This is a genomic window from Njordella aestuarii (assembly GCF_056494165.1).
Window position 1 is genome coordinate 2983010 of the sequence record NZ_CM151397.1, and the last position, 21237, is coordinate 3004246.

General features: G+C 51.3%; 21 protein-coding genes. 3 read left to right on the top strand and 18 right to left on the bottom strand.

Going from position 1 to position 21237, the window contains the following annotated elements; translation table 11 throughout:
• Positions 1-6: 6 nt before the first annotated feature.
• The 7 genes from SH451x_RS11710 to SH451x_RS11740 all read right to left on the bottom strand — a co-directional run bounded on the left by SH451x_RS11710 (position 7) and on the right by SH451x_RS11740 (position 4137).
• Positions 7-654 carry a DUF6940 family protein gene (locus tag SH451x_RS11710; RefSeq protein WP_479362640.1) on the bottom strand — a complete coding sequence of 216 codons (648 nt, stop codon included), beginning with the start codon at positions 652-654 and terminating at the stop codon, positions 7-9.
• 89 nt (positions 655-743) lie between these two features.
• A complete protein-coding gene (locus SH451x_RS11715) occupies positions 744-1103 on the bottom strand; it encodes a hypothetical protein (protein WP_479362641.1) in 360 nt (119 codons plus the stop codon).
• A gap of 128 nt (positions 1104-1231) precedes the next feature.
• Positions 1232-1813 (bottom strand): hypothetical protein, encoded by a 582-nt coding sequence (locus SH451x_RS11720; RefSeq protein ID WP_479362642.1) that lies wholly within the window; start codon positions 1811-1813, stop codon positions 1232-1234.
• Positions 1814-1912: 99 nt separating this feature from the next.
• Positions 1913-2548 (bottom strand): outer membrane protein assembly factor BamD, encoded by a 636-nt coding sequence (locus SH451x_RS11725; protein WP_479362643.1) that lies wholly within the window; start codon positions 2546-2548, stop codon positions 1913-1915.
• A gap of 134 nt (positions 2549-2682) precedes the next feature.
• Positions 2683-3102, bottom strand: coding sequence for a hypothetical protein (locus SH451x_RS11730; protein ID WP_479362644.1), 420 nt, complete (start codon positions 3100-3102; stop codon positions 2683-2685).
• 143 nt (positions 3103-3245) lie between these two features.
• A complete protein-coding gene (locus tag SH451x_RS11735) occupies positions 3246-3731 on the bottom strand; it encodes a DUF6559 family protein (protein WP_479362645.1) in 486 nt (161 codons plus the stop codon).
• 13 nt (positions 3732-3744) lie between these two features.
• Complete coding sequence (locus tag SH451x_RS11740; RefSeq protein WP_479362646.1) at positions 3745-4137, bottom strand: hypothetical protein; 393 nt, start codon at positions 4135-4137, stop codon at positions 3745-3747.
• On the opposite strand from SH451x_RS11740, the gene SH451x_RS11745 reads away from it, so the two are divergent.
• Positions 4124-4504, top strand: a complete 381-nt coding sequence (locus SH451x_RS11745) for a hypothetical protein (RefSeq protein ID WP_479362647.1) — start codon at positions 4124-4126, stop codon at positions 4502-4504. The genes SH451x_RS11740 and SH451x_RS11745 overlap by 14 nt on opposite strands.
• A 205-nt stretch (positions 4505-4709) precedes the next feature.
• Here SH451x_RS11745 and SH451x_RS11750 read toward each other — a convergent pair whose 3' ends face one another.
• From SH451x_RS11750 to SH451x_RS11775, 6 genes are all read right to left on the bottom strand, one after another.
• Complete coding sequence (locus SH451x_RS11750; protein ID WP_479362648.1) at positions 4710-5126, bottom strand: hypothetical protein; 417 nt, start codon at positions 5124-5126, stop codon at positions 4710-4712.
• Positions 5127-5235: 109 nt separating this feature from the next.
• A complete protein-coding gene (locus SH451x_RS11755; RefSeq protein ID WP_479362649.1) occupies positions 5236-5652 on the bottom strand; it encodes a hypothetical protein in 417 nt (138 codons plus the stop codon).
• A gap of 66 nt (positions 5653-5718) precedes the next feature.
• Positions 5719-6189, bottom strand: coding sequence for a hypothetical protein (locus tag SH451x_RS11760; protein ID WP_479362650.1), 471 nt, complete (start codon positions 6187-6189; stop codon positions 5719-5721).
• 122 nt (positions 6190-6311) lie between these two features.
• Positions 6312-6674 carry a hypothetical protein gene (locus SH451x_RS11765; RefSeq protein ID WP_479362587.1) on the bottom strand — a complete coding sequence of 121 codons (363 nt, stop codon included), beginning with the start codon at positions 6672-6674 and terminating at the stop codon, positions 6312-6314.
• A gap of 123 nt (positions 6675-6797) precedes the next feature.
• Positions 6798-7190 (bottom strand): hypothetical protein, encoded by a 393-nt coding sequence (locus SH451x_RS11770; protein WP_479362646.1) that lies wholly within the window; start codon positions 7188-7190, stop codon positions 6798-6800.
• A gap of 104 nt (positions 7191-7294) precedes the next feature.
• Positions 7295-7714: a hypothetical protein gene (locus SH451x_RS11775; RefSeq protein ID WP_479362651.1), complete on the bottom strand. Its 420-nt coding sequence runs from the start codon at positions 7712-7714 to the stop codon at positions 7295-7297.
• Between the two features lie 271 nt (positions 7715-7985).
• Between SH451x_RS11775 and SH451x_RS11780 the strand changes: the two genes are divergently transcribed.
• Complete coding sequence (locus SH451x_RS11780; RefSeq protein WP_479362652.1) at positions 7986-9095, top strand: integron integrase; 1110 nt, start codon at positions 7986-7988, stop codon at positions 9093-9095.
• 960 nt (positions 9096-10055) lie between these two features.
• On the opposite strand, the gene SH451x_RS11785 is transcribed toward SH451x_RS11780, so the two are convergent.
• The gene (locus tag SH451x_RS11785) at positions 10056-11288 is read right to left on the bottom strand and encodes an ABC transporter permease (protein WP_479362653.1); all 1233 of its coding nucleotides are present in this window, start codon (positions 11286-11288) and stop codon (positions 10056-10058) included.
• 13 nt (positions 11289-11301) lie between these two features.
• Entirely contained in the window at positions 11302-12561 is a 1260-nt protein-coding gene (locus SH451x_RS11790; protein ID WP_479362654.1) for an efflux RND transporter periplasmic adaptor subunit, read from the bottom strand.
• Between the two features lie 156 nt (positions 12562-12717).
• Between SH451x_RS11790 and SH451x_RS11795 the strand changes: the two genes are divergently transcribed.
• Positions 12718-14298: a peptide MFS transporter gene (locus SH451x_RS11795; RefSeq protein ID WP_479362655.1), complete on the top strand. Its 1581-nt coding sequence runs from the start codon at positions 12718-12720 to the stop codon at positions 14296-14298.
• A gap of 206 nt (positions 14299-14504) precedes the next feature.
• Here SH451x_RS11795 and SH451x_RS11800 read toward each other — a convergent pair whose 3' ends face one another.
• The 3 genes from SH451x_RS11800 to SH451x_RS11810 form a co-directional block, all read right to left on the bottom strand.
• The gene (locus SH451x_RS11800) at positions 14505-15734 is read right to left on the bottom strand and encodes an ISL3 family transposase (protein ID WP_479360537.1); all 1230 of its coding nucleotides are present in this window, start codon (positions 15732-15734) and stop codon (positions 14505-14507) included.
• 881 nt (positions 15735-16615) lie between these two features.
• Positions 16616-19846 carry an efflux RND transporter permease subunit gene (locus SH451x_RS11805; protein ID WP_479362656.1) on the bottom strand — a complete coding sequence of 1077 codons (3231 nt, stop codon included), beginning with the start codon at positions 19844-19846 and terminating at the stop codon, positions 16616-16618.
• Complete coding sequence (locus SH451x_RS11810) at positions 19843-21204, bottom strand: efflux RND transporter periplasmic adaptor subunit (RefSeq protein WP_479362657.1); 1362 nt, start codon at positions 21202-21204, stop codon at positions 19843-19845. The genes SH451x_RS11805 and SH451x_RS11810 overlap by 4 nt, the downstream gene beginning before the upstream one ends.
• Between the last annotated feature and the right edge of the window lie 33 nt (positions 21205-21237).

Consider the following 21237-nt stretch of genomic DNA (forward strand, 5'->3'; position numbering starts at 1 on the left):
GGTTGGTTATTTGGTATTTCGGTATGGTGCGTAGCCGTAATACTTTGGCGTTGAATCGATTCGGACATGTAGCCAAGCCACGCCTCCGCCAGCGGTACTCAGCCAGATTGGGCGATCTGAAACCATTCCAAGAACCGTACCTCCAATCTCCTGCCACAAAGCATCGATTTGCAATACAGGAGCATTTCGCAAAAAGGAGGCAAAATGTCCGTAGGCGTCCTCGTTGGTTCGCGGTGATGGCACGATCAATGTGGCGTCGCCACCGAGGTTGGTAAACGACACGATTCCATTTTCATCATTTGCAGCCGCAAAATACGATTTATATGTGTCCGCATCAGTTTTTCGTTTTGTGAATGAGGGATTGTCAAGCAAGACGAATTCGAAGTCGCGGGAACTGGTTGCCGTCTGAATATGCGGTGTTTCCCATCGAAACGCAGTGTATACCGATTGCGTCAACTGGCCAGTCATGAACGTGCGAAAGTCAGAGTCGCTCCGAAGCAATTCGAGAGCGTCGGCGTAAGTTAGAGCACGCCTGTTAGAAAGTACTCTGTATCGAGTCGCTTTTCCGTTGAGCAGCGGTTCGGTGGTCGCATCATACATGTCTTCTACCAAATAACGACCGCCATCACCGGGTGGCGGGAGTAAAGTATCCATTTCAAATCCACTGGCGACCGCCACTCCGGTGCATGGCTTGGTTCGTCGCTCTTGTCTGTCTCTCCGGCGGTCGCGAACCGCTGCCAAACTCAAACGCGAGTCACCTGCGCCTCGGATTCCAAGAAACGACTCCCATCCGAAACAATAAGGATCCCATTCTCGATGGATGCCCATCGCCGACCAGCGGACGCCGCCCATTCTGACAGCGAATCAGCGACTGATTCATGCTCAGATTTGAACGAAACCTCCTTGAAGACTGATCCTTCGGGAAGCTTGACAACATAGTCGCCTTCAAGAACTGCTTTCGGTGAACCCGGCGATTGTTGTTCGGCCAACTCAAGCCAGCCCTTTACAAGTTTCCATTCGGATCGGTTTCGTTTCAGTTCAGCATCCGCAAGCACCTCAATGAGGCGATAGCACCGATGGGGTTGATCGCGATTGAGCATCATAACGGAAATTGCCTGGCGGCTCGTTGCGACTTGGTGTTGGGCGACGAACGCTGGCGATCACCGAGCCGCCGGAGACACGCTCACCATTGGCAAACCGCGCGATCGGCGGCTTCGTGTGCATCGCTTTGTTATCTGCCATTAGCGGGTTTACGCCGAAATTCCAGAGCAGTTCCAACAATGTCGCCAGAGTGCTTTAACAGCGATTCTAACAGCTTTTTAGGATCGCAACGGACGGTCGTGGAAAAGTTAAAGTGTTCAATTACGGCAGTGACGCCATCATTATAGAGATGTTCGCCGATCTTCTTTCCGTCAATCATCCACAAATAAAGATGTTCATCTTTGACTGCCGCGATGCCGAGGCGGCGATATGCAATCTTTTCCTCCGCCAACAGTTCGATTTCGACAATTGCGTGAGGATGATCCTCAGAAATTGCATGCGTTCGAAAATTGAAGATAAGTTTTTCGTTGGAGTCACCAGATTGTTCGTCAATGTATGCTGTGTACCCATCGTCGCACGCAACCACCATTTCATATGTGGAGACATCGCGCGGAAAGTCTTTGTTGGGAACGGGTATCCATGTGCCGACAAAGCCAAAATCACGATCGGAGGAATCCGCGATGACGGTTTCCGTTGGAGAAACTCCGGTTTGCACGTTGCATCCAGAAACGATTGCGAAGGTGGCAATCAGAATTAGATATTGAATTCGCATTTGCTCTTCCCTGGCAGATAACGGCAATGTTGACCGAGCCCCCGCCAACACGGCTTCCATTTCGAAACGGACCGTCGGGGGCTTCGGTCCAACATTTTGTTATTTGGAATTTAGATGCAGTAACCGAGACGACAGGGCATCGCGTTGCTGACCTACAAGTCCGACCGTCGGATGATATCGAAAACCCGAATGCTTCTCATCGCACGCAGCCATCGCATGTGAAGCATTCTGTCTCGCAGACTCGATTTTACCATCATTTTCGTCGAGAAGTGCGAGGCAAGCGAAGTATCTATAACGTTCAATTGGAAAAGACAGTGAACTTGAAAGATTGAATTCCGACAGAATGCTCCGGGCATTCGCATACTCAGTGGCAATCTTGTTTTCAATCACATACACCGGATAGTCCAACCATACCGATGTTTGCCAGTTGGGGTGTTTTCTCTGCAATTCAAGCGTCAGTTTGAACTGTTGCAAAGCAAGGTCTGGTTCGTCAGTTTTGGAATATGCGTGGGCCAATTGCAGATGCACTTGCGTGATTTGGGACGCGTCCGGAAATCCTTTGACGATCTGATGCAGAAGACCGATCGCAGCAGAATACAGGCCTGCCTCGAAGAGGTGAAGCGCCTGAATTCGCAAGTACTGCGGTTTATCGCGTGCTCGTTTCAGTTTCGCAGCGAATTCCCTTTGATCGACTTCGGTCCACGTTGTTCGGCGATACCAATCAGTTGTTGGCAATGATCTCTTTCCTCCCAAATAACGGCCAAAATCACCCGGTTGCCGCCAAGTGAGTTTGCCTTCAAAAAACGCCCGATCGGCAACTCGGGTGCATTTTTTGGTTCGCTGATCGGACCTTGGACGAGACGTTCGATTCAGTCCTCGTCTTCGACCCAGTATACGCCCATTTTATGGTCATTTAAAGCAACAATCCCGGAGTCAAACGTGGACTCGGTCGCAGCAAACCCACAACCAATCTTGAATGTTCCATTCTGATGTTGCCATTCGGAATTAGTGAAAAATCGCGTGTCATCTTTGAACTCACCGACAAAATCCTTTGCTGCTATAGATGCGATAGGTTTGGAATCGGCTTCACATGCGTATGCCAAGTCACGTGTCAGTAAGTCCGTGAGTATTTCTGTCGCCATTGTTCTGTCAATCTCGTGCCAACCATTCAAAGAGGTTTGAAGGCCGAAGTGTCGAGCGACGTCATTCGGTTCTTTGCATCGACCGCAGTGATAGAGCAACCCGATTCTGACGCCATTTCGTGCGAGCAACAATTGAAGGTCCGACATCGTTTGAACTTTATCAGCGAACGACAGCGTTGACCGATGCCGCGGCGAGAGATTTTCCATTAGCTAAGCGCTAGCCACCGCGGCTTCGGTCGAACGCTTGGTTCGTGCGGGATGATGGATCTGCAGTTGTCTTTGACGGTTGGTCAAAAATCGTCGCCTCCGTTGGATGCATCCGAAGGAGACATCGTATCATTCAAATTCTCGACGTAAGTGTTTCTAGGTTTTCGAAAAGACTCAGAGGTGAAGTCAGTACCTCCACGGTAAAAGCGTTTTCCAATTTCGGATCGGAGTACGGACCATTGTTCAGCAACTGCGGAATGGGAACTTGCAATGTCAGAGAAACGACAGTGCATGCAAAATGCGTATGCGATCCAGTCCGAATTGAATCTAAGTGTCTCAACGGTTCTGATGACCTGCGCAGGGGAGTAGTATTTGCTCCGACCATAACGCTTTACCAGATCTTTAGGCAATCGACGAGCATACGATCGAATTGCAAACCATTTGCGAATTGCTCTTTTCAATGCGGCCCTCATGAGCACGAACGTCTGCGTTAACGCGGCGGGCGCGTTGGACTTTGACTTCAAAACCCGCGTGATCGCCCGCTCGCGTTCAACGCTTTGTTCGTCCATTTGCTTTCTCAAATCAGCTACGTGAACCGAACAGCCGCCGATTTGAATCCGTGATGATCTTTGATTGATCAATCCAAATCACGCATTCACCATTCTGTTGCGTTTTTATCCACGTCTCCGTTATCGAAGCTTCTTTATCGAATCCATATCTCTCTGCCAATCGCTTCGCCAGTATTCGAGCTTCATCAACAGTCGGGTAGTCCGCCCGGGAAATTCGATCCGCCGCATCTTCAAGAGCGTCAAAAATCGCACGATCGATCAACCGACCTTCTGCGAAGCAATATTCAATTTCGTCGTGTACAAATTGTAATCGTTCAATAATTTCCGGCACAGACATCGCATCAGCCTGGCAGGATTCGTAACGACGAACCCCGTCGAGATAGATCGCAAATGTGTACCAGTTCATTTTCATTGCATGGACGAACGGCACCGTTCACCCGGCCGCGGCGATCGGTATTGAGTTCAAAACCCGCGCGGCCCGCGGCTCGGTGTGCAACGGTTTGTTATCCAGCTTATTCGTTAGTAGAAGTCTTCATCTGGATGTGATCGTCGATATTCCTGTGCCTCACGGTTGGCGGATTCGTGTCTCGATAGTGAGAGTTGATTGTACGCCCAAAATCGCACTTCGCGGTTTGGGTGCGACAGTTCTTGCACAAGCAGTGGAATGTGTTCAGGCAAATCCGCATCACCGACCAGTTCCACAAGCTTGCCCGCATCTCGGGGGCGACTTCGGATTGAAGGAGGCCAACAATCTGCGGGGCGTATCGAATTAGATTGTCGCCTTGCAGAGAATGGTAGCCATCTTCGTATGTCATCGGATCGGTACTCCGAAGCATTGTGATCGACTCTTCGAACTGCTCTGGTGTCATCGAACCTCTGCTGGATAATGACGGCGTTCACCGGGTTGCGGCCGGTGGAAGCTTGAAAAACAGAAAACCCGCCGGCCGCAACTCCGGTGCAACGCTTTGTTATTTGGCTTTACGTTCCATCTTGTGCGGTGTCACCAGTCTCTGGGTTGTGCTCGATCGTCGTATTGTTCGATCGTGGTTTGTGCATGATGGGAATCGCGATGACGATTCCGCCGACGAGCAAGCCGACAACGCCACCGTACGGACCAGAGAGATTATCCAATGTTCCAAACACACCGCCAATTCCGCCGAGAAATAGCCCAGCGATTGTATTCAGAAAACGTTTTCCAAGAAGGGCAAATGTTGCTGCAGCCAAGATCAGTGGAATGAGACGCCAAGGTTCCATCGGCGTCCCCTTCAGTCGTGCGTGATCCGTCTGCAAGCATAGGTAACACAGAAGCGGGACGAGACAGGCGCCAATGACAAGTCGAATCGCCGTCATGGTGTGCGGATCCGATTCGGGCGTTCGTTGATCGGGGTTCGTCATTCAACCATTCGCCATTGTTTTTGCCAAATAACGACACGCATCAGCGGGCCGGCGCGAGATGCGTTGAATTCAAAACCGACCCGACCGCCGGCTCCGTTGCATGCGATGGTTACCCGCTCTCTTGCGTCTTGCCGAGCTTTGCCAACGCCGCGTCAAGGTTGTCGACGCAATGATCCGCATACGCATCCGGATCGAGCGATTGGAGCGAAGCACTACAACGATCCCCAACAACGATCACAAGTTGTTTGCGAATCCGCTCGTCCTTATCGTACCCGATCCCATAGACCCATTCCATCTCGTCTCCCCATGTGTAACTGAGAGCAGTGAGATCGATTATTAACGCAGGTGAGAACCAAGCGGTCTGCACCGCAGCCATTATCGCGACGATGAACACTGCATCGTCACGATCGCCGTAGGCACCGGAAAACGCAACATGAACGAACGGGTATCGGTCTTGCCCGTTCTGGTCGGGAAGCGACACCGTGTATCGGAGATCGCTCAAGTCATCGAATGACGTCGGTGTCAAATGGAGTCCATGCCTTCTGGCGGGTAACGCCACCGATAACCCAGCGGCGGCGAAAAAATCTTGATTTCAGGAAACGCCCGATCCGCCGCTTGGGTTCATCGGATTGTTCGTCGCTTGTTTCGGGCGATAGTGAAACTCTCCGTCGTCTCGTTCCGCATCGACCGAATGAAGTCCACCGCAAAACGGACACTCTTGATCCTCACGCCCTTCGAAATGGTTATCGCAATCTAAGCAGTATCTATCCGTTGGGGCAAAGTACTCAAAGTGAATTCTACTATATTCCATCTTGAAGCATGCAGCAATTCCACAGGAAGAGCACGTGATAGTTGCACCCGCAGTGTCACCGGAGAAACCAACAAGTCTCGATTTGACGTCCGTCATCGTATATGTGAAGTCACAACGTGGGCATCTAACTCCTTGATCGATCCAACAGTCAGCGAAATCTAGGGTAGGAGCAGGGAACAGCAAGTGCGAAATGATAGACCAGACGACGATGACCGCCAAGGCAAGCATCAATGAGTAAGCGATCGATATCATTGAGTTGGCTCTGAGCGACGAACGTTACGCATCACCGCGGTCGCGGCGAGTGATGTTCCATTGAAAAACCGGCCGACCCGCGACTCCGGTGCATGCGATAGTTACCGCATTTTCTGCCACGATCAGGTAAGGGTTCGCATTGTCAGGGCATACGCAACAATTGCAACATAGCCTAAGACGCTCCCTAATAGAATCCAAAGTCCACGCTTCCAGGTAGTGGCCACGTTTCGAAATAGCCCGATAGAGATGCAGGCAAAGGCAAGCGAGGTCGTCAACATTACAAATGTCATTGCGATGATTCCCACCCACTGCCAAATCGCAGTTGGCCATGTCGGGAGTTGAGCAAAGATGATGCAGTTGCTTACCATCCCAACAAGCATTAGCACCGACATAAATGCGGTGATAGTCGCGAATCCAGTCCGCACCCAACTACGGCTCAAAGTCTCTGACGATGCGTTAAGCGGAGGCGCGTACGGGCTCTCCATTCAATTATCCTTTGATGCGGTAACGTCTGCGTTAACGCGGCGGGCGCGTTGGACTTTGACTTCAAAACCCGCGTGATCGCCCGCTCGCGTTCAACGCTTTGTTCGTCCATTTGCTTTCTCAAATCAGCTACGTGAACCGAACAGCCGCCGATTTGAATCCGTGATGATCTTTGATTGATCAATCCAAATCACGCATTCACCATTCTGTTGCGTTTTTATCCACGTCTCCGTTATCGAAGCTTCTTTATCGAATCCATATCTCTCTGCCAATCGCTTCGCCAGTATTCGAGCTTCATCAACAGTCGGGTAGTCCGCCCGGGAAATTCGATCCGCCGCATCTTCAAGAGCGTCAAAAATCGCACGATCGATCAACCGACCTTCTGCGAAGCAATATTCAATTTCGTCGTGTACAAATTGTAATCGTTCAATAATTTCCGGCACAGACATCGCATCAGCCTGGCAGGATTCGTAACGACGAACCCCGTCGAGATAGATCGCAAATGTGTACCAGTTCATTTTCATTGCATGGACGAACGCCCAAAATCACCCGGTTGCCGCCAAGAGATTCTAGTTTCAGGAAACGCCCGATCGGCAACTCGGGTGCATTTTTTTGTTCGTCGCTATTCTGATGATGCAAAACGGTTTGCGACCTTACGCACACGTTCGCACGCCGCTTCCGATTCGCCTATCGTGCGCAGCACCGAAACGATCGAGACCGATCCTATTGTATCAATTTTCGCATTGCGCATTCGCCCAAGCATCATGACACTGAATTCAGATGGCGAATTTTGGACCGATCGCATTAGATGTGTTTCGTACCCGGTCAGTGTTTCGAGCCCATGAAGTATCGACCAGAATACGCCACATCCATCCTCATCACCAGGATATCGCTCGAACACCGCGAGCAATTCAGGGATTGCCTGCGATGGATTTCCGTCTTTCCATAGATCGTCGAGGATCTTTTGAAGTTTGTCCCAGTCATCGCAGGGTGGGCCAAACTGGTTAAGGTCTTCAACGATTTCTAGGTGCGAGCGTGTCATGTCTTTGAGCGACGAACAAGAAGTATAAAGTCCCCTGCATATAATTTCGCAGGAGTCTGTATATCGTGCACGCATCGGCTCGCAAAGTCAACTAGTCGCTGCATTTCTGCAACCTAATGAGGAAATCTCCCAGAATATGCAGCTCCCTTGAAAAGTGATATGCTGCCACGATATGCAGGGCACTGTGTTTTCCAGAATATACAGGGCACTGCCTTTGCCGGAATATACAGAATGATGAGCCCGCCAAAGCACTCTAAAAGTCCAATTTGCTATGACTGACAAACAACCGCACTCCGCGTCCTCTTACGTCCCATTCAACGAACTCTCCAAGACGCCGCCGCTGGTTGCCGATGGCGTCAAATCCAATCTTCTCGATCAGTCCAAAGTGAAAATGCGCGTGCTGCATATCGCCAAACGCACCGAACAAGCTTATCTGAATTGGATCTACCGCTATCTCGTCTTCGCCAAAGATAAGTACGGTTCTTGGACTCATCCATCACTGCTTGGAAACGATGACATCAATGAATTCTTGACCAATCTGGCCGTCGAACGCAATGTTGCCGCCAGTACGCAAAATCAAGCCTTTTCCGCAATCCTTTTCTTGTACACAAAAGTTCTCAAAATGGACGTCAAGATCGATGCGGTTCGTGCAAAACGGCCGAGCAAACTGCCAGTTGTCTTGTCGATTCAAGAAGTCCAAGCCATCTTAAATGAGATGCTTCCCGGCCCATTTCACTTGATGGCCTGCCTCATGTACGGTTCTGGCTTGCGAGTCATGGAAGCCTGTCGGCTGCGAATGAAGGACATCGATTTTGATCGCAGCCAAATTGTGGTGCGCGAAGGAAAAGGTGCAAAGGATCGTTACGTGCCGATGCCAGAACGGCTGCGCGATCCGCTGCAACGGCAAATGCGGCGAGTCCAGTCGCAACACGAAATCGATGTGCAATCCGGTGCAGGTTGGGCATGGCTTCCCTATGCATTGGCCGTAAAACACCCGAGTCTTGGTCGAACGCTCGGATGGCAGTATTTGTTCCCATCACCGAAGTTGAGCCGTGATACTTACCCACGCGAAGTGCTTGAAGATAAAGATGGTGGCCGAAAAGTCGAGGGCGATTTAACTCAGATCCGCCGTCATCATATCCACGAATCGTCAGTCCAGCAGGCGGTAATGCAGGCGGTGCGTCGACTGGGGATGAAGAAAAAGGTAACTTGCCACGCATTGCGTCATAGCTTTGCGACGCATTTATTGGAATCAGGCAAGGATATTCGTACGATCCAAGAGTTGCTGGGGCACGTGGATGTTTCTACAACGATGATCTACACCCACGTGAGTAAGGTCGGAGCTAGCGGGGTTCAAAGTCCGCTAGATCGCTTGAATTGAACACGTCAAGCTGCGGTCAGTCTGGACTTCGTTCCCCTGGGTGACGTCCTAATTATATTGGGCTGGAAGTTTGAGTCGCAATCAGTGGTAATGGATTTTTCTAAAAGTTTGGCAAAATCGAGAGTGGATTTTGGTTAGGGTGAGGCTGAGTCAAGCTTTTTTTATGGGGGGCTTGGAGGGGTTGTCCTGCCTGGTGAGTTTTTGAGGAGACGCCATCAGGTGCAACCGTGTTCTAGGCGAACGCAGCAACTGGGGAAGGGGCTCGAGTGCAAACGGATTCTAGCTGGCTTCGCCTGGAAACCGGGGAGGTGTTGGGAAGCTTTGCTGTTACGCTACGAGCACTGCTGGACGAGCCAGCAGTGGCGCCCGATTTCAGGAAGTCCGCATCGTTCAACGCATCGTAGCTGGCTTCGCCTGGAAAACGGGGAGGTGTTGGGAAGCTTTGCTGTTTCGCTACGAGCACTGCTGGACAAGCCAGCAGTGGCACCCGTTTTCAGGAAGCCAGCAGTGGCACCCGGTTTCAGGAAGCTGCCTGTTGAAGAAAACGCACCTAACTTCACCCGCGTTCTAGGCGAACGCAGCTACGGGGGAAGGTATTGGGAAGTTTTGCTGTTTCGCTACGAGCACTGCTGGACGAGCCAGCAGTGGCACCCGGTTTCAGGAAGCTGCCTGTTGAAGAAAACGCACCTAACTTCACCCGCCTTCTAGGCGAACGCAGCTACGGGGGAAGGTGTTGGGAAGTTTTGCTGTTACGCCACGAGCACTGCTGGGCAAGCCAGCAGTGGCACCCGGTTTTAGGAGTGCGGCCCAAAGCCGTTTTAGGGATTGCACCGATTTCAGGAATCGCACCTAACTTCACCCGCGTTCTAGGCGAACGCAGCTACGGGAGTAGTGGCCACGGGGGGAGTGGCCACGGGGGGAGTGGCCACGGGGGGAGTGGCCACTCGATGCAATGCAGTCTTACTCGTAACGCAACGCGTCGATGGGGTCGAGACGGCTGGCTCGCCATGCGGGATAGAATCCAAATCCGACTCCAACACCCGCAGAAAATAGAATCGCACCTACTGCCGCCGGAATGCTGACGAAAATCGGCCAGTCGCGGCCTGCCGATACAGCATTGATTAAACTGACCAAACCAACGGATGCACCAATGCCAAGCGTCAAACCAATCAGCCCTCCAAAGACGGAAAGCAAAATCGATTCAACGAGAAACTGAAGCAAAATGTCTCGCGACGTAGCTCCAACCGCCATCCGTATACCTATCTCTCTGGTTCGTTCAGTCACTGACACGAGCATGATATTCATGATGCCAACTCCACCAACCAGCAGCGAGATCCCTGCGATAGCAGACAGCATAGCCGTCAGCGTTCCTGTTATTATCCCGAAAATGCCAGCGATTTCCGTTGTATTGGCAACTTCAAAATCGGGTGGCTGACCGATCGCAATCCCATGACGGTCCAACAGGATCGCTTCTATCTCTCGTTGAGCTGAAGTCATAACGGTAATGTCACGAGCGGAAGCAAGTGCCACGTCGATGTTGTTAAAGCTCATGCGACGCAATCGTTTTTGAACGGTAGTAAACGGCATCAACAGAATATCGTCTTGATCTTCGCCAACAATATTCGCGCCTTTTTCTTCGAGGACTCCGACCACTTCGAAAGGAATCTTGTTGATCCGCACAGATGCTCCCAGCGGGTTCGACGTTTGAAACAGCTTCTTTGCAATCGTCTTCCCTATCACACACACTTTGTTCGAATTGGCGATATCCCTTGAGCTAAAAAAATAACCACGGCTTATCTGCCAGTTGCGCACGAGCAAAAAGTCTTCTCCGACGCCCAGCGACTCCTTTGGCGACACGTTTGTATTGCCGAATACAACTTGGATCGACGAACCGACGATAGGTGATGCTGCCAGGATGCTCGGACACTCCTGCGAAATCGCATCGACATCATCAGCGGTCAAAGTTGGAACAAGCCCTTGTGCAGCGCCGCGATTTTGTTGGCTTCCTGGCAAAATGACGATAACATTCGTCCCCAAGTTCTGAAATTCTGACTGGACCAGTTGGCTGGCTGCCATTCCGATCGAGACCATCGCTGTTACAGCCGCGATACCAATCACGACGCCCAGGATCGTGAGCGACGCTCGCATCTTGTTCTTAAGCAGCGCACGAGCCGCAATGACGAAAGTTTGCATCAACATATGAGTACTACGTCTTTGGTTGTTCGCCGGTAACTAGCTGTTCGCCTTTTGCAATGTCGCCTTCCAGAAGTTCTGTGAAGCGATTGTCGGAAATTCCCGTTACCACGCGTTTGGCTCGAAGAAATTCTCCGTCAGTTACCCAGACATGTCGCACGCGCCGATTTTTGCCTTGTTCGGCTTTCTCTTCGGCCGACTGTTTGGTGATCATCTGCTTTGCATTGTCGATCAAATCGGCGTTTCCATCTAAGATTTTTCGATCGTCCGGGTGTACTCGCAGGCGGTCGGGATAAAATCGAAGCGCGGCATTTGGGATCTTGACAACTGAATTTTTTGATTCAATCAAAAACGATAAATTGGCGGTCATGCCAGGCAGCAGTCGCATCTCTTCGTTAGGCGTTTTTACGATGACCGGGTACGTGATGACGTTTTGATTCTCGCCGCTGCTGAGCCGCACTTGTAAGATTTTTCCACTCTCAAAGAGCGATTCGGGATATGCGTCGACGGTAAATGAAACCGGCTGGCCTTTTTCTTGAGCAGCCCGAATGAGTCCAATGTCAGCTTCATCTACGGACGCTTCAATGTGGACTACTTTATCAAGGTCGGGCGCAACGGTGAAAAGCTCTGGAGTTTGAAACTGAGCGGCTATCGTCTGACCGCTGTCAATCTTGCGATCGATAATGATCCCATCGCAAGGTGCAAGGATTCGGGTATACGCCAAGTTTGCAACCGAGTTTTCCAGGTTCGCTTCGGCTTGTTCGATTCCGGTCTTGGCCACTGCGACTTCAGCTTCGCGGGAAATTCGATCAAATCGCAGAGCGTCAAATTCCGTTTCGCTCATAAACTCCGGGTTGACTTTTCGCAGCTCTTTGGAGCGGCGCTCCTCTGTTATGGCTTGTTCAAGCATCGCTTCGAAACGTTTCAGTTCCGCTCGCCTGGTACTCAGCACGGCTTCGTCGCGGCGGACGGCGGAATCGTAAAGTTTGCTGTCGATGCGAGCGAGCAACTGCCCTTCTTTAACGCGATCATTAAAATCGACCAGCAGCTCTTCGACCGGTCCGCTTACAAAGGCCCCGACGTTGACGCGGTGTACGGGTTGAACTTTCCCAGTCGCATTAACCTGAAAGGAAATGTCTCCTTCTACGACTTCGACTGTCCGCCAGATTGGGCGGTTGCGTTCGGCGAGATACCGTTGGACTGGGAAGGCGATGCCCGCCACAATTCCAGCCAAAACAAGCAGAACGATGACTGATTTGATCAGTAGACGCATATTTCGAGAAGATTCGTAGTTCAAAAATTGTTGGCAAGAAGAATTGCTGTATAACTCGCGACGGGAAAAGCCTTATATTACTTCAACTTTGTCGCGATGCCGACATACATCAACTGATTGTTACTACGATAGTCTAGATTCGAAAGCGATACATCCATGGGCAATTCAAACCCATATGAACAGCCGAATATTTCTCAAAATAACGGGCCTGGGGAGCTTGCGGTTCCAACGGGCAGCGTGGGGGGCAGAACATTCTTGGGCCACCCGATCGGTTTGTTCGTTCTGTTCTTTGCAGAAATGTGGGAGCGGTTCTCCTACTATGGGATGCGAGCTCTGTTGGTGTTGTATCTGACACAGCACTTTCTTTTCGCGGAAGAGAAAGCGTACATCATTTACGGAGCCTACACGTCGCTCGTTTATATCACACCGGCCATCGGCGGCTGGCTCGCTGATAACTTCCTTGGGCAACGGAAAGCAGTCTTCTACGGCGCTGTCTTGCTTACTTTCGGCCACATCTTGATGGCGTTTGAAGGCGATGGCGGTCAAAACCAATACTACCTGAACTTCTTCTACCTTGCGCTCAGCTTCATCATCGTTGGCTCGGGGTTTCTAAAAGCAAATATTTCGTCCATCGTCGGAGCACTCTACTCACGCGACGACAAACGAAAAGATCCAGCCTTCACTATATTTTACATGGGCATCAATTTGGGGGCCGCTCTGGGAGCCATCATCGCCGGGTATCTTGGCGAACGCATTGGCTGGAAATATGGTTTTGGTGCGGCTGGGATCGGAATGGTGCTGGGACTGATTGTCTTTGTGGCAGGTAAGCCGCTGCTGATGGGACGCGGTGAATCATCATTCCCTCAGAGGTTAAAGGCTACTCACGCCGGCATAACAACCGAGTGGCTAATCTACATTGGTGGTGTCCTAGCCGTATTTGCAGTTTGGCAGTTGATCCAGTACCAAGCCGTCGTGGGGTGGCTGCTAGGCATTTGCGGACTGTTGCTGGCCACTTACGTGATTGTTGTTTCTGCTGTCACGTTGAAGTCGCAGGACCGGGACAGAATCTTTGTGGCGATGTTCTTAATGGGGGCTTCAATTCTCTTTTGGGCACTGTTCGAACAAGCAGGTTCGTCGCTTAACCTATTCACAGACAAACGCGTTGATCGCAGGATTTTTGGCTTCGACGTACCAGCTTCAACATTTCAATCGATCAACGCCATCTATATAGTCCTGCTCGCTCCCGTCTTTGCTTGGCTATGGACATTTTTAGCCAAGCGAGGTCTTGAGCCTTCGACGCCTGCAAAATTCGGTCTCGCAATGATACAGCTTGGTGCGGGCTTTCTCGTGTTAGTGGCAGGTGCGGTTGCTGCCGGAGGGAACCTTACGCCCGTTATGTTTATCTTTTTGATCTACCTGTTGCATACGACGGGCGAGCTATGTCTGTCGCCGGTTGGACTTTCGGCGATGACTAAATTGGCCCTGCCGCATATGGTCGGCCTGATCATGGGGACGTGGTTTTTTGCTTCGGCTCTCGGTAACTTTACTGCAGGCCTAATTGCACGTGCGACGGGCGGTGGAGAGGAGTTGGGTGTGGATCAAGTGACTGGCGTCTATACAACAGTTGGCTGGATCGCAGTTACAGTTGGTGTCGTTATCATCGTAATCTCGCCGTTTTTCAAGAAGCTGATGCACCTTGAATCGCTGCATGGAGACGAAACGCCAGCAGCAGTTTAACTAAAGCGAAACGTTATAGCTGGCTCGCGATTGTCTCGCTCGCAACGCTTCGAACAAGCAGGCGGGCTATCGGTGCACCAAACTCTGACGCGAACCAGCCTAACGCAGCACTGCACTAGCATCACGACTGCGCGTGAGAGTGAGCGATGCCATCAGTGAGTCGAACCGATGCGATTTGATCGTGCAAAGATCTGGTCCATCCGGGATTATCGTGGGTAGAGATCTAATCCGCCGCAGTGGAAGTAAACTGCAATCTTGAAGTTCTCTACGTTGCGATACCCGCCTACTCGCCTTTTGATCGACATGATCTTACTGTTCATCCCTTCGGCCACTGCGTTCGTGATCCGATGCGTACAGTAACTGACTACGTTGCCCAGTCGCTCTTTGATCGTCCGGGCTACGGACTTCATCGGCTCAAGTTTCGTATGGATCACGCTGCGATACCACTTGTTAAAATACTGCGTCGCTGTGCTCGCATCGCACTGGTCCCAAAGTCCTCGAAGAATTTCTTTGGAGCACCAAGCTTTCGCTGTTTGCATCGTACCATGATAAATCGAGGCGAACGTTTCGCTTTGTGCTTCGCTCAAACTCTCTTCGCCTTTGAGCCACAAGTATTTTGTCTTGCTAAGACGATCATCTCCCAACGACAGCAACGAGCGATGCTCTTGCCGACGCACCTTATCAACCGCCTTATTCGCTAACTGCATCACATGAAATCGATCATGCACGATCTTCTCTTCAGCAAGGGGAATTGTTTCTTTGGTGGCTCGCACAAAGCTCGGGCTCATATCCATAGCGATCGCTTGTACTGAAGCGATTTGATCCTCAGAAAGCTGAGAAAAACAGGCTTTTGCACTCTCGACATCATGCCCTTCACTTATAGCTTCGACCGTACTGTTTTGCAGATCGTAGAGCATGGTCACATAGCTATGACCTTTGCGAAAAGCTTTTTCGTCGATACCAACGTGCGGGATTGGTTTGGCTTGCTTGCGAGCTTGGCCACGCTCGACAGCACGCTGCAGGATGTTCCAGGCTTGGTCCCATTTAATGTCTAAGATGTTCATGGCTCCTTTGACCGTTTGCGTTGCTCGCAGCACGTCGATTGCCAAACGTTCGAAGAGCAAGGTGAACCGGCTATGCTTTTCTGCCCAAGGCACCGCGACATTCTTGATACCATGCGTGGGACATTGGACGCGCGGAACACGTGCCACAAGGATTGTTTTAAATTGACACGAATCCAAATGCCGCCAGCGTCGCTCTTCGGCATGATCATAGCATGCGCCAGTGTGAGCACACTGCGAGCATGAGAATGTTGCTTGATCTGGGTGGTTTACTCGAACGACAATCTCTTTGGCTACTTGATCCAGAACGACTTCTTGAACAAACCAAGGATTGTTGAGTCCAAGGATGTGTTGGTACAATTCTTTGTCTTGCATGGCTGATTTCCTCCAGCCCAGATTCTACCAACTTCACGAAATTACCGGATGGACCAAAGATCTTCGATGGTTCGAACCGCGATACGCCCTCTGTCCCAATAAGCTTCTAACTCTAAAAAATGAAAACGCAGAGACGCAGAGGACGCAGAAAGAACAGCTCCGCAGGTCCTCTGCGCACTCAGCGTCTCTGCGTTTTCAATCTTAAGTCGGAAACTCAGTTGACTGGCCAATCGCCAACCCATGAACCGACGCTAGTCCCTTTACCGGAACTCTGCTCGAAAGAATCAGATAATGGCAAGAGAATGAAGGCAAAAGAATGATGCGCAATTCATTCTTCTGCCTTCATTCTTTTGCCAATTGAGTTCACGTGAGGGTGAGCGATGCCATCAGTGAGTCGAACAAGTGCGAATTAATCGTGCAAAGATCTTCGATGGTTCGAACCGCGATATGCCCTCTGTCCCAATAAGCTTCTAACTCTAAAAAATGAAAACGCAGAGACGCAGAGGACGCAGAAAGAACAGCTCCGCAGGTGCTCCGCGCACTCAGCGCCTCTGCGTTTTCAATCTTAAGTCGGAAACTCAGTTGAACGTCCGATTGCCAACCCATGAACCGACGCTCGTCGCTTTCCTGCTACGCAGTTCGGAAGAATCAGATTTTGGCAAAAGAATGATGCACTATCCATTCTCTTGCCTTGATTCTTCTGCAAATTGAGTTCGTGTGAGGGTTAGAGATGACCTCAGTGAGTCGAACAAGTGCGAATCTCGCTATGACTCCGTATTCGTTTATGGGATCTTTTCAAAGAGGTTTCATAGCGAATTTTTTATGCGCAGGTCAGTTACGGGACGCGCTCTAAGGCCTTAAAACGGATCAGATCAAATATCTCAAAAGCGATCTTGTCCCAGTTTATCAAGACTACCAGCGGGACCAGAGAGTCTTGGTCTGAGTATTCGCATGGCGCATGGAACGAGTGAGAGCGATATCAAAGTCGCTCCGGTAACACCGATTGAAATTGCGACCGCCAGGGGAGGCCAAAAGCCGCCTCCGCTGACTAGCAATGGTAGAAATCCTACAACGGTGGTCGCCGTCGTTGCCAGAACGTGTCGACTGACTTCCATGACTGTATCGACGATAGCTTCCACATCTCCCAGTCGAGCCGCAGCATTCTCTTTGATCGCTGCAACGACGACGATTGAATCATTGATCGCAATACCGACTAGCCCCATGGTGCCAATGATAGCCATGAATCCAAACGGGTAGCCAAACAGCCACAAACCTCCGAGTCCAAGTCCGATGGACAAAACGGCCACACAGCCGATTAAGCCGGCCAACCGAAACGAAGCCAGCGCTAGCACTAGGGAAGCAACCATTCCGACAACCAGGATGGTAACATTAGCGAGCAACCTGCCGACTGCGGCATTTCGTTCGGATGCTTCGCCACCATATTCGATGGAATAGCCCGGCCGGAGCTTTAAATCGGCATTGTCAAGCAACGCCTGGAAATTCTTGAGTGCATCGGATGGTAAAGTGCCGGCCACGATATACCCTTGCACGTCATTCATGCGGCGGCCGTTGTATCGCGTTATCACGGAGCGTTGCGGCAAGAGCTGAACTTCAGCCAGGCTCGCAACCGAACTCAGTTCGTTAAGTGCATCGGTCGAACTCGAGTCTGTCCGTTGCGAGACAACCTGTAACGACGTTTCACGAAGTTGGTTGATCGTAGCTCTGCGGTCACCTTGCACGCGCACGCGAACCGGAATCTGCTCCACTTGTTCAATAATGCTCCCGGCGTTTAGACCCTCAAATTTGGCAAACAATTGGTCGGCAACGTCAGACTCGTCGAGTCCTGCCCATGACGCTTGGCTGGCATCCACTGCGACAGTGGCGACTGGACGAACTTCGTTTAGAGAAGTTCTGATATGGAGAATGTTCGGAATTTTCGTCGCAAGCAAACGAAGTTCTTCGCCGTAAGTCGCTAGCTGATCCAGGTCTGGACCGTAAACTCGGATTTCAACCGGGGCGTCGAAAGGCGGGCCTTGTTCGAGCTGCCTAACCAGAACTCTGGCCTGGGGGAAGCGGTCATCAAGAACGCGTTGGACCTTCCGAATCAGATTCGTTGCCGCCGCATTGTCATCGAGCGTTACAATCGCTTGCGCATAGTTTGGGTTTCCTTTTCGGCGACTCAAAATATTGTAGTAGAACGCTGGCGCGCTCTCGCCTAAGAACCACGACGTTCGTTCAATGCGGTCGAACGTTGCAAGTTCCGCATCAATTGAACGAGCGAGTTCTTCTGTTTCCTGGATCGCCGCTTGCGGACGCAGTTCGACTTCAATGTAAAACTGGTTGCGATCTGCGGGTGGAAAGAACTGTTCGCTCAATTGACTAGCGGCGATGAAACCGAGAAGAGGAAAAGCACAACCAATGCATATACCCATCCATGGGCGAGCAACGAGTTTCGTAAGGATTTTTCGATACCAGGTTGCTACTCTTGGTAACGCGATCCCATGCTGCCATAACGTACGGAAAAAGCCAGGATTAACATGTTTGGGACTGGCGGGCTTGCTCTTTATCTGAAGTAGAGCCGCGCACACAGGTAAAATCGTCAGCGACAGTCCGAGCGAACTGAAAATTGCCAGCATCACCGTGATGGCAATGGCTCCGACGAATTCACCAGCTGGTCCTTCCATCAAAGCGATCGGTGCAAACGAAAATGCAGTAGTCAGTGTGGATGCGACCAGCGGGCCTGCAAGCCGACCGACCATATCGCTTACGGCTTCGAGCGGAGGAAACCCCCGTCGCAAGCTTATCTCGATTTCGTCGGCAGCTATAATTGCGTTGTCGATCAACAACCCCATCGCAATGATCAACCCCGTTATCGACATCTGATGGATCGGAATTCCCAACGTACGCATCGCAGCGATGACCATCAAGGAAGCTAGTGGAAGCGTTGCACTAACTAGCAGTGAACTTCGCCAACCTAAGAAGATGACGGTTACGACTGAGACTGCGGAGACGCCGATTAGGATGTTGAACCCGAGTGATTCCATGCGTTGGGCGACATAGTTGTTCTGCTCCATAATTACGTCAAGCTTGACTCCCCGCGGCAGTTGCGACTGGAAGGCTTCGATTACCGGTTTCGAGTTTTTGGCCCATTGATCGATTCGATAGTCAGGCCGCAATAATACACCGATTACAACAGCGTCTTTACCATCCACAATCGCTTTCGAAGCCACGGGCTCGCGCGTCGAGCGGCGAACCTCGGCGACTTCATTTAGCCGCAAGAGTTGTCCTTTAGCGTTGGACCGCAAGTTCGTATTGAGGATTTCTTCCAAGCTGTTGAACTCATTGGAAAGCTCAATCATTGTTTCATTTTCGGTGTTGCGAAGCAGCCCGACGGCAGACTTTACATCGCCGCGCCTGATTTGACGCGAGATGTCGATGGCAGTCAGCCCCACAGCAGCGGCACGATCTGCATCGATCTCAACCAAAATTTCTTCTTGAGGATCACCAAACAGTTCGACTTTCTTGGTTCCTTCAATCGCCATCAGCGAGTCCTTGAAGTCACGCGCAAGTCTTCGTAATAAAGACGTCGAGGAAGCATCGTCGCGATCCCAAACAACGGCCGCGATCCAAGCGTAGGCGGCTATGTCCAGTTCACTAAATTCCGGACGAAGCGCGTCGGGAGGCAGCAATGCAATCGATTCTTCGATTTTGCCGCGGATTTCAGACCAAGCAGGTTCGGTGTCGGTGACTTCGTCCCTCAATTCGACCGAGATGAAAGAGATGCCCGCTCGGCTTTGCGATCGAACTCTCTTGATTTCAGAGACATCCAGAAGTTTATCTTCAAGCTTCTCTGTGATTAGCGATTCCACCCGAGCGGCATTTGCACCAGGATAAAATGTGGTAACCGTAGCGGCACGAGAAAGTAGGGCTGGATCTTCCATCCGAGGAAGAATGTAAAACGAGCTAGCGCCCGAGGCTACTACCAGAAGGACGGTCAGCAGGATCCAGCGTGGATTGGAGTAGAAAGCGCCAGCAATTTTACCAAGTGGATTGTTCGTGTGATCCTTGGCAGGCACGCGGACTCTGTCGTTGTCAATGTTTGCTTTGCTCATGGCTTGGTGCCTACAAGTGTTTCCTCACAGTGTTCAGTGTCTATTTCCTGGCAGCGTACAACTTGACCGCTTGTAATCCGGTGGACGCCTTCCGCCACGAGCAATTCGTCAGGCGACAAGGGGCCACGTATCAGCGACCAATTCCCTTGGCTGCGCACGAGCTCAACTTGGCGTCGTTCGATTGTATGAACGTTGTTTGATGAGGCGTCCTGTGATTCCGACGGTATGGCGATGAATACGGCCCACAAACCACGCGCTCCGGCTGTCAAGGCCTCGTTTGGAATCCAGTAGCCGTCATCAGCTTGTTGGGTGTCAATACGAACGTCAACTGATTGACCGATGGTAAGGAGTGGTGAAGAAGGATCTTCGATCGCATAGATTGCTTCTAGGTTTCTCGTTGTTCGGTCAATGACCGGCGAAATTCGTCCGAAGCTCAGTTTGAGAGGCGTCCCGTTTACATCAGCCTGGACATCATTGTTGCGGGCTGCTTCTGAGTGTTGAGGAGGAAGGCCGACGTGAACCTCCAGCGCAGAAGTTTCGACGATCTCTAAAATTTTGTCGCCAGCAGAGACAATCGCTCCTTCATCGACGAACCTTTGCTGGATCTTGCCAGCGAAAGGAGCAAGAATTTGTTTTTCGGAAATGGAGACATCTATACGCTGCAGCGAGGCTTGCAACGAGTTCACTTGAGCACGCTGCGAATCAATTTGCTCGGTACGAGTGCCTTCCTGCAAAAGCTGCAGTCTCTGTTGTCCAGCGTCTAAACGGGCTCGAGCAGAATCCAGCGCGGCGCGGCTTTCATCGCGATCCTGTGTCGCGACGGTTCCGTTTTCGAAGAGCTGTGTTATACGTTCAAAATTCGCGGTCGCGAGAGCAAGGCTCGCCGCCATCTCATCGACGTTTGATTGAGCAGCTTGTATTTCTTGGCGGCGCGGGCCTGCTTCCAGTTCGCGCAGGAGAGCTTTCGCAGCGCCCAAGCTGGCGTCGATCCGCGCACGTTCGGCATTCAACTCTCGAGTATCCAATTCGACGAGCAATTCGCCCTGCTTAACGGAATCGCCGATATCGACCAAGGCAGCTTCCACTCGGCCAAGCGTTGTGGCTGCGAGCAGACTTGAGCGACGTGGCGTTACGATGCCTGTATAAGTTTGCATTAGACTGCTCGGCCCCGCCTGCTCTAAACGCTGTGCATGTACGGCGATGGCGCGAATGCCTTCCTCGTGCCATTGTGCCGCGTCTCCCGACGCTTCGTCGTTTTGAGCTTCGCTGTACGAAACACCCATGAACGCAACCAGGGGAATAATCGCGGCTGTGAAAACAGCTGCAGCAGTTTGTCGCGGTGTCAATTTTTGACGCATAGTCAAAACCTGGGCAAATAAAAAGGTAAAGGC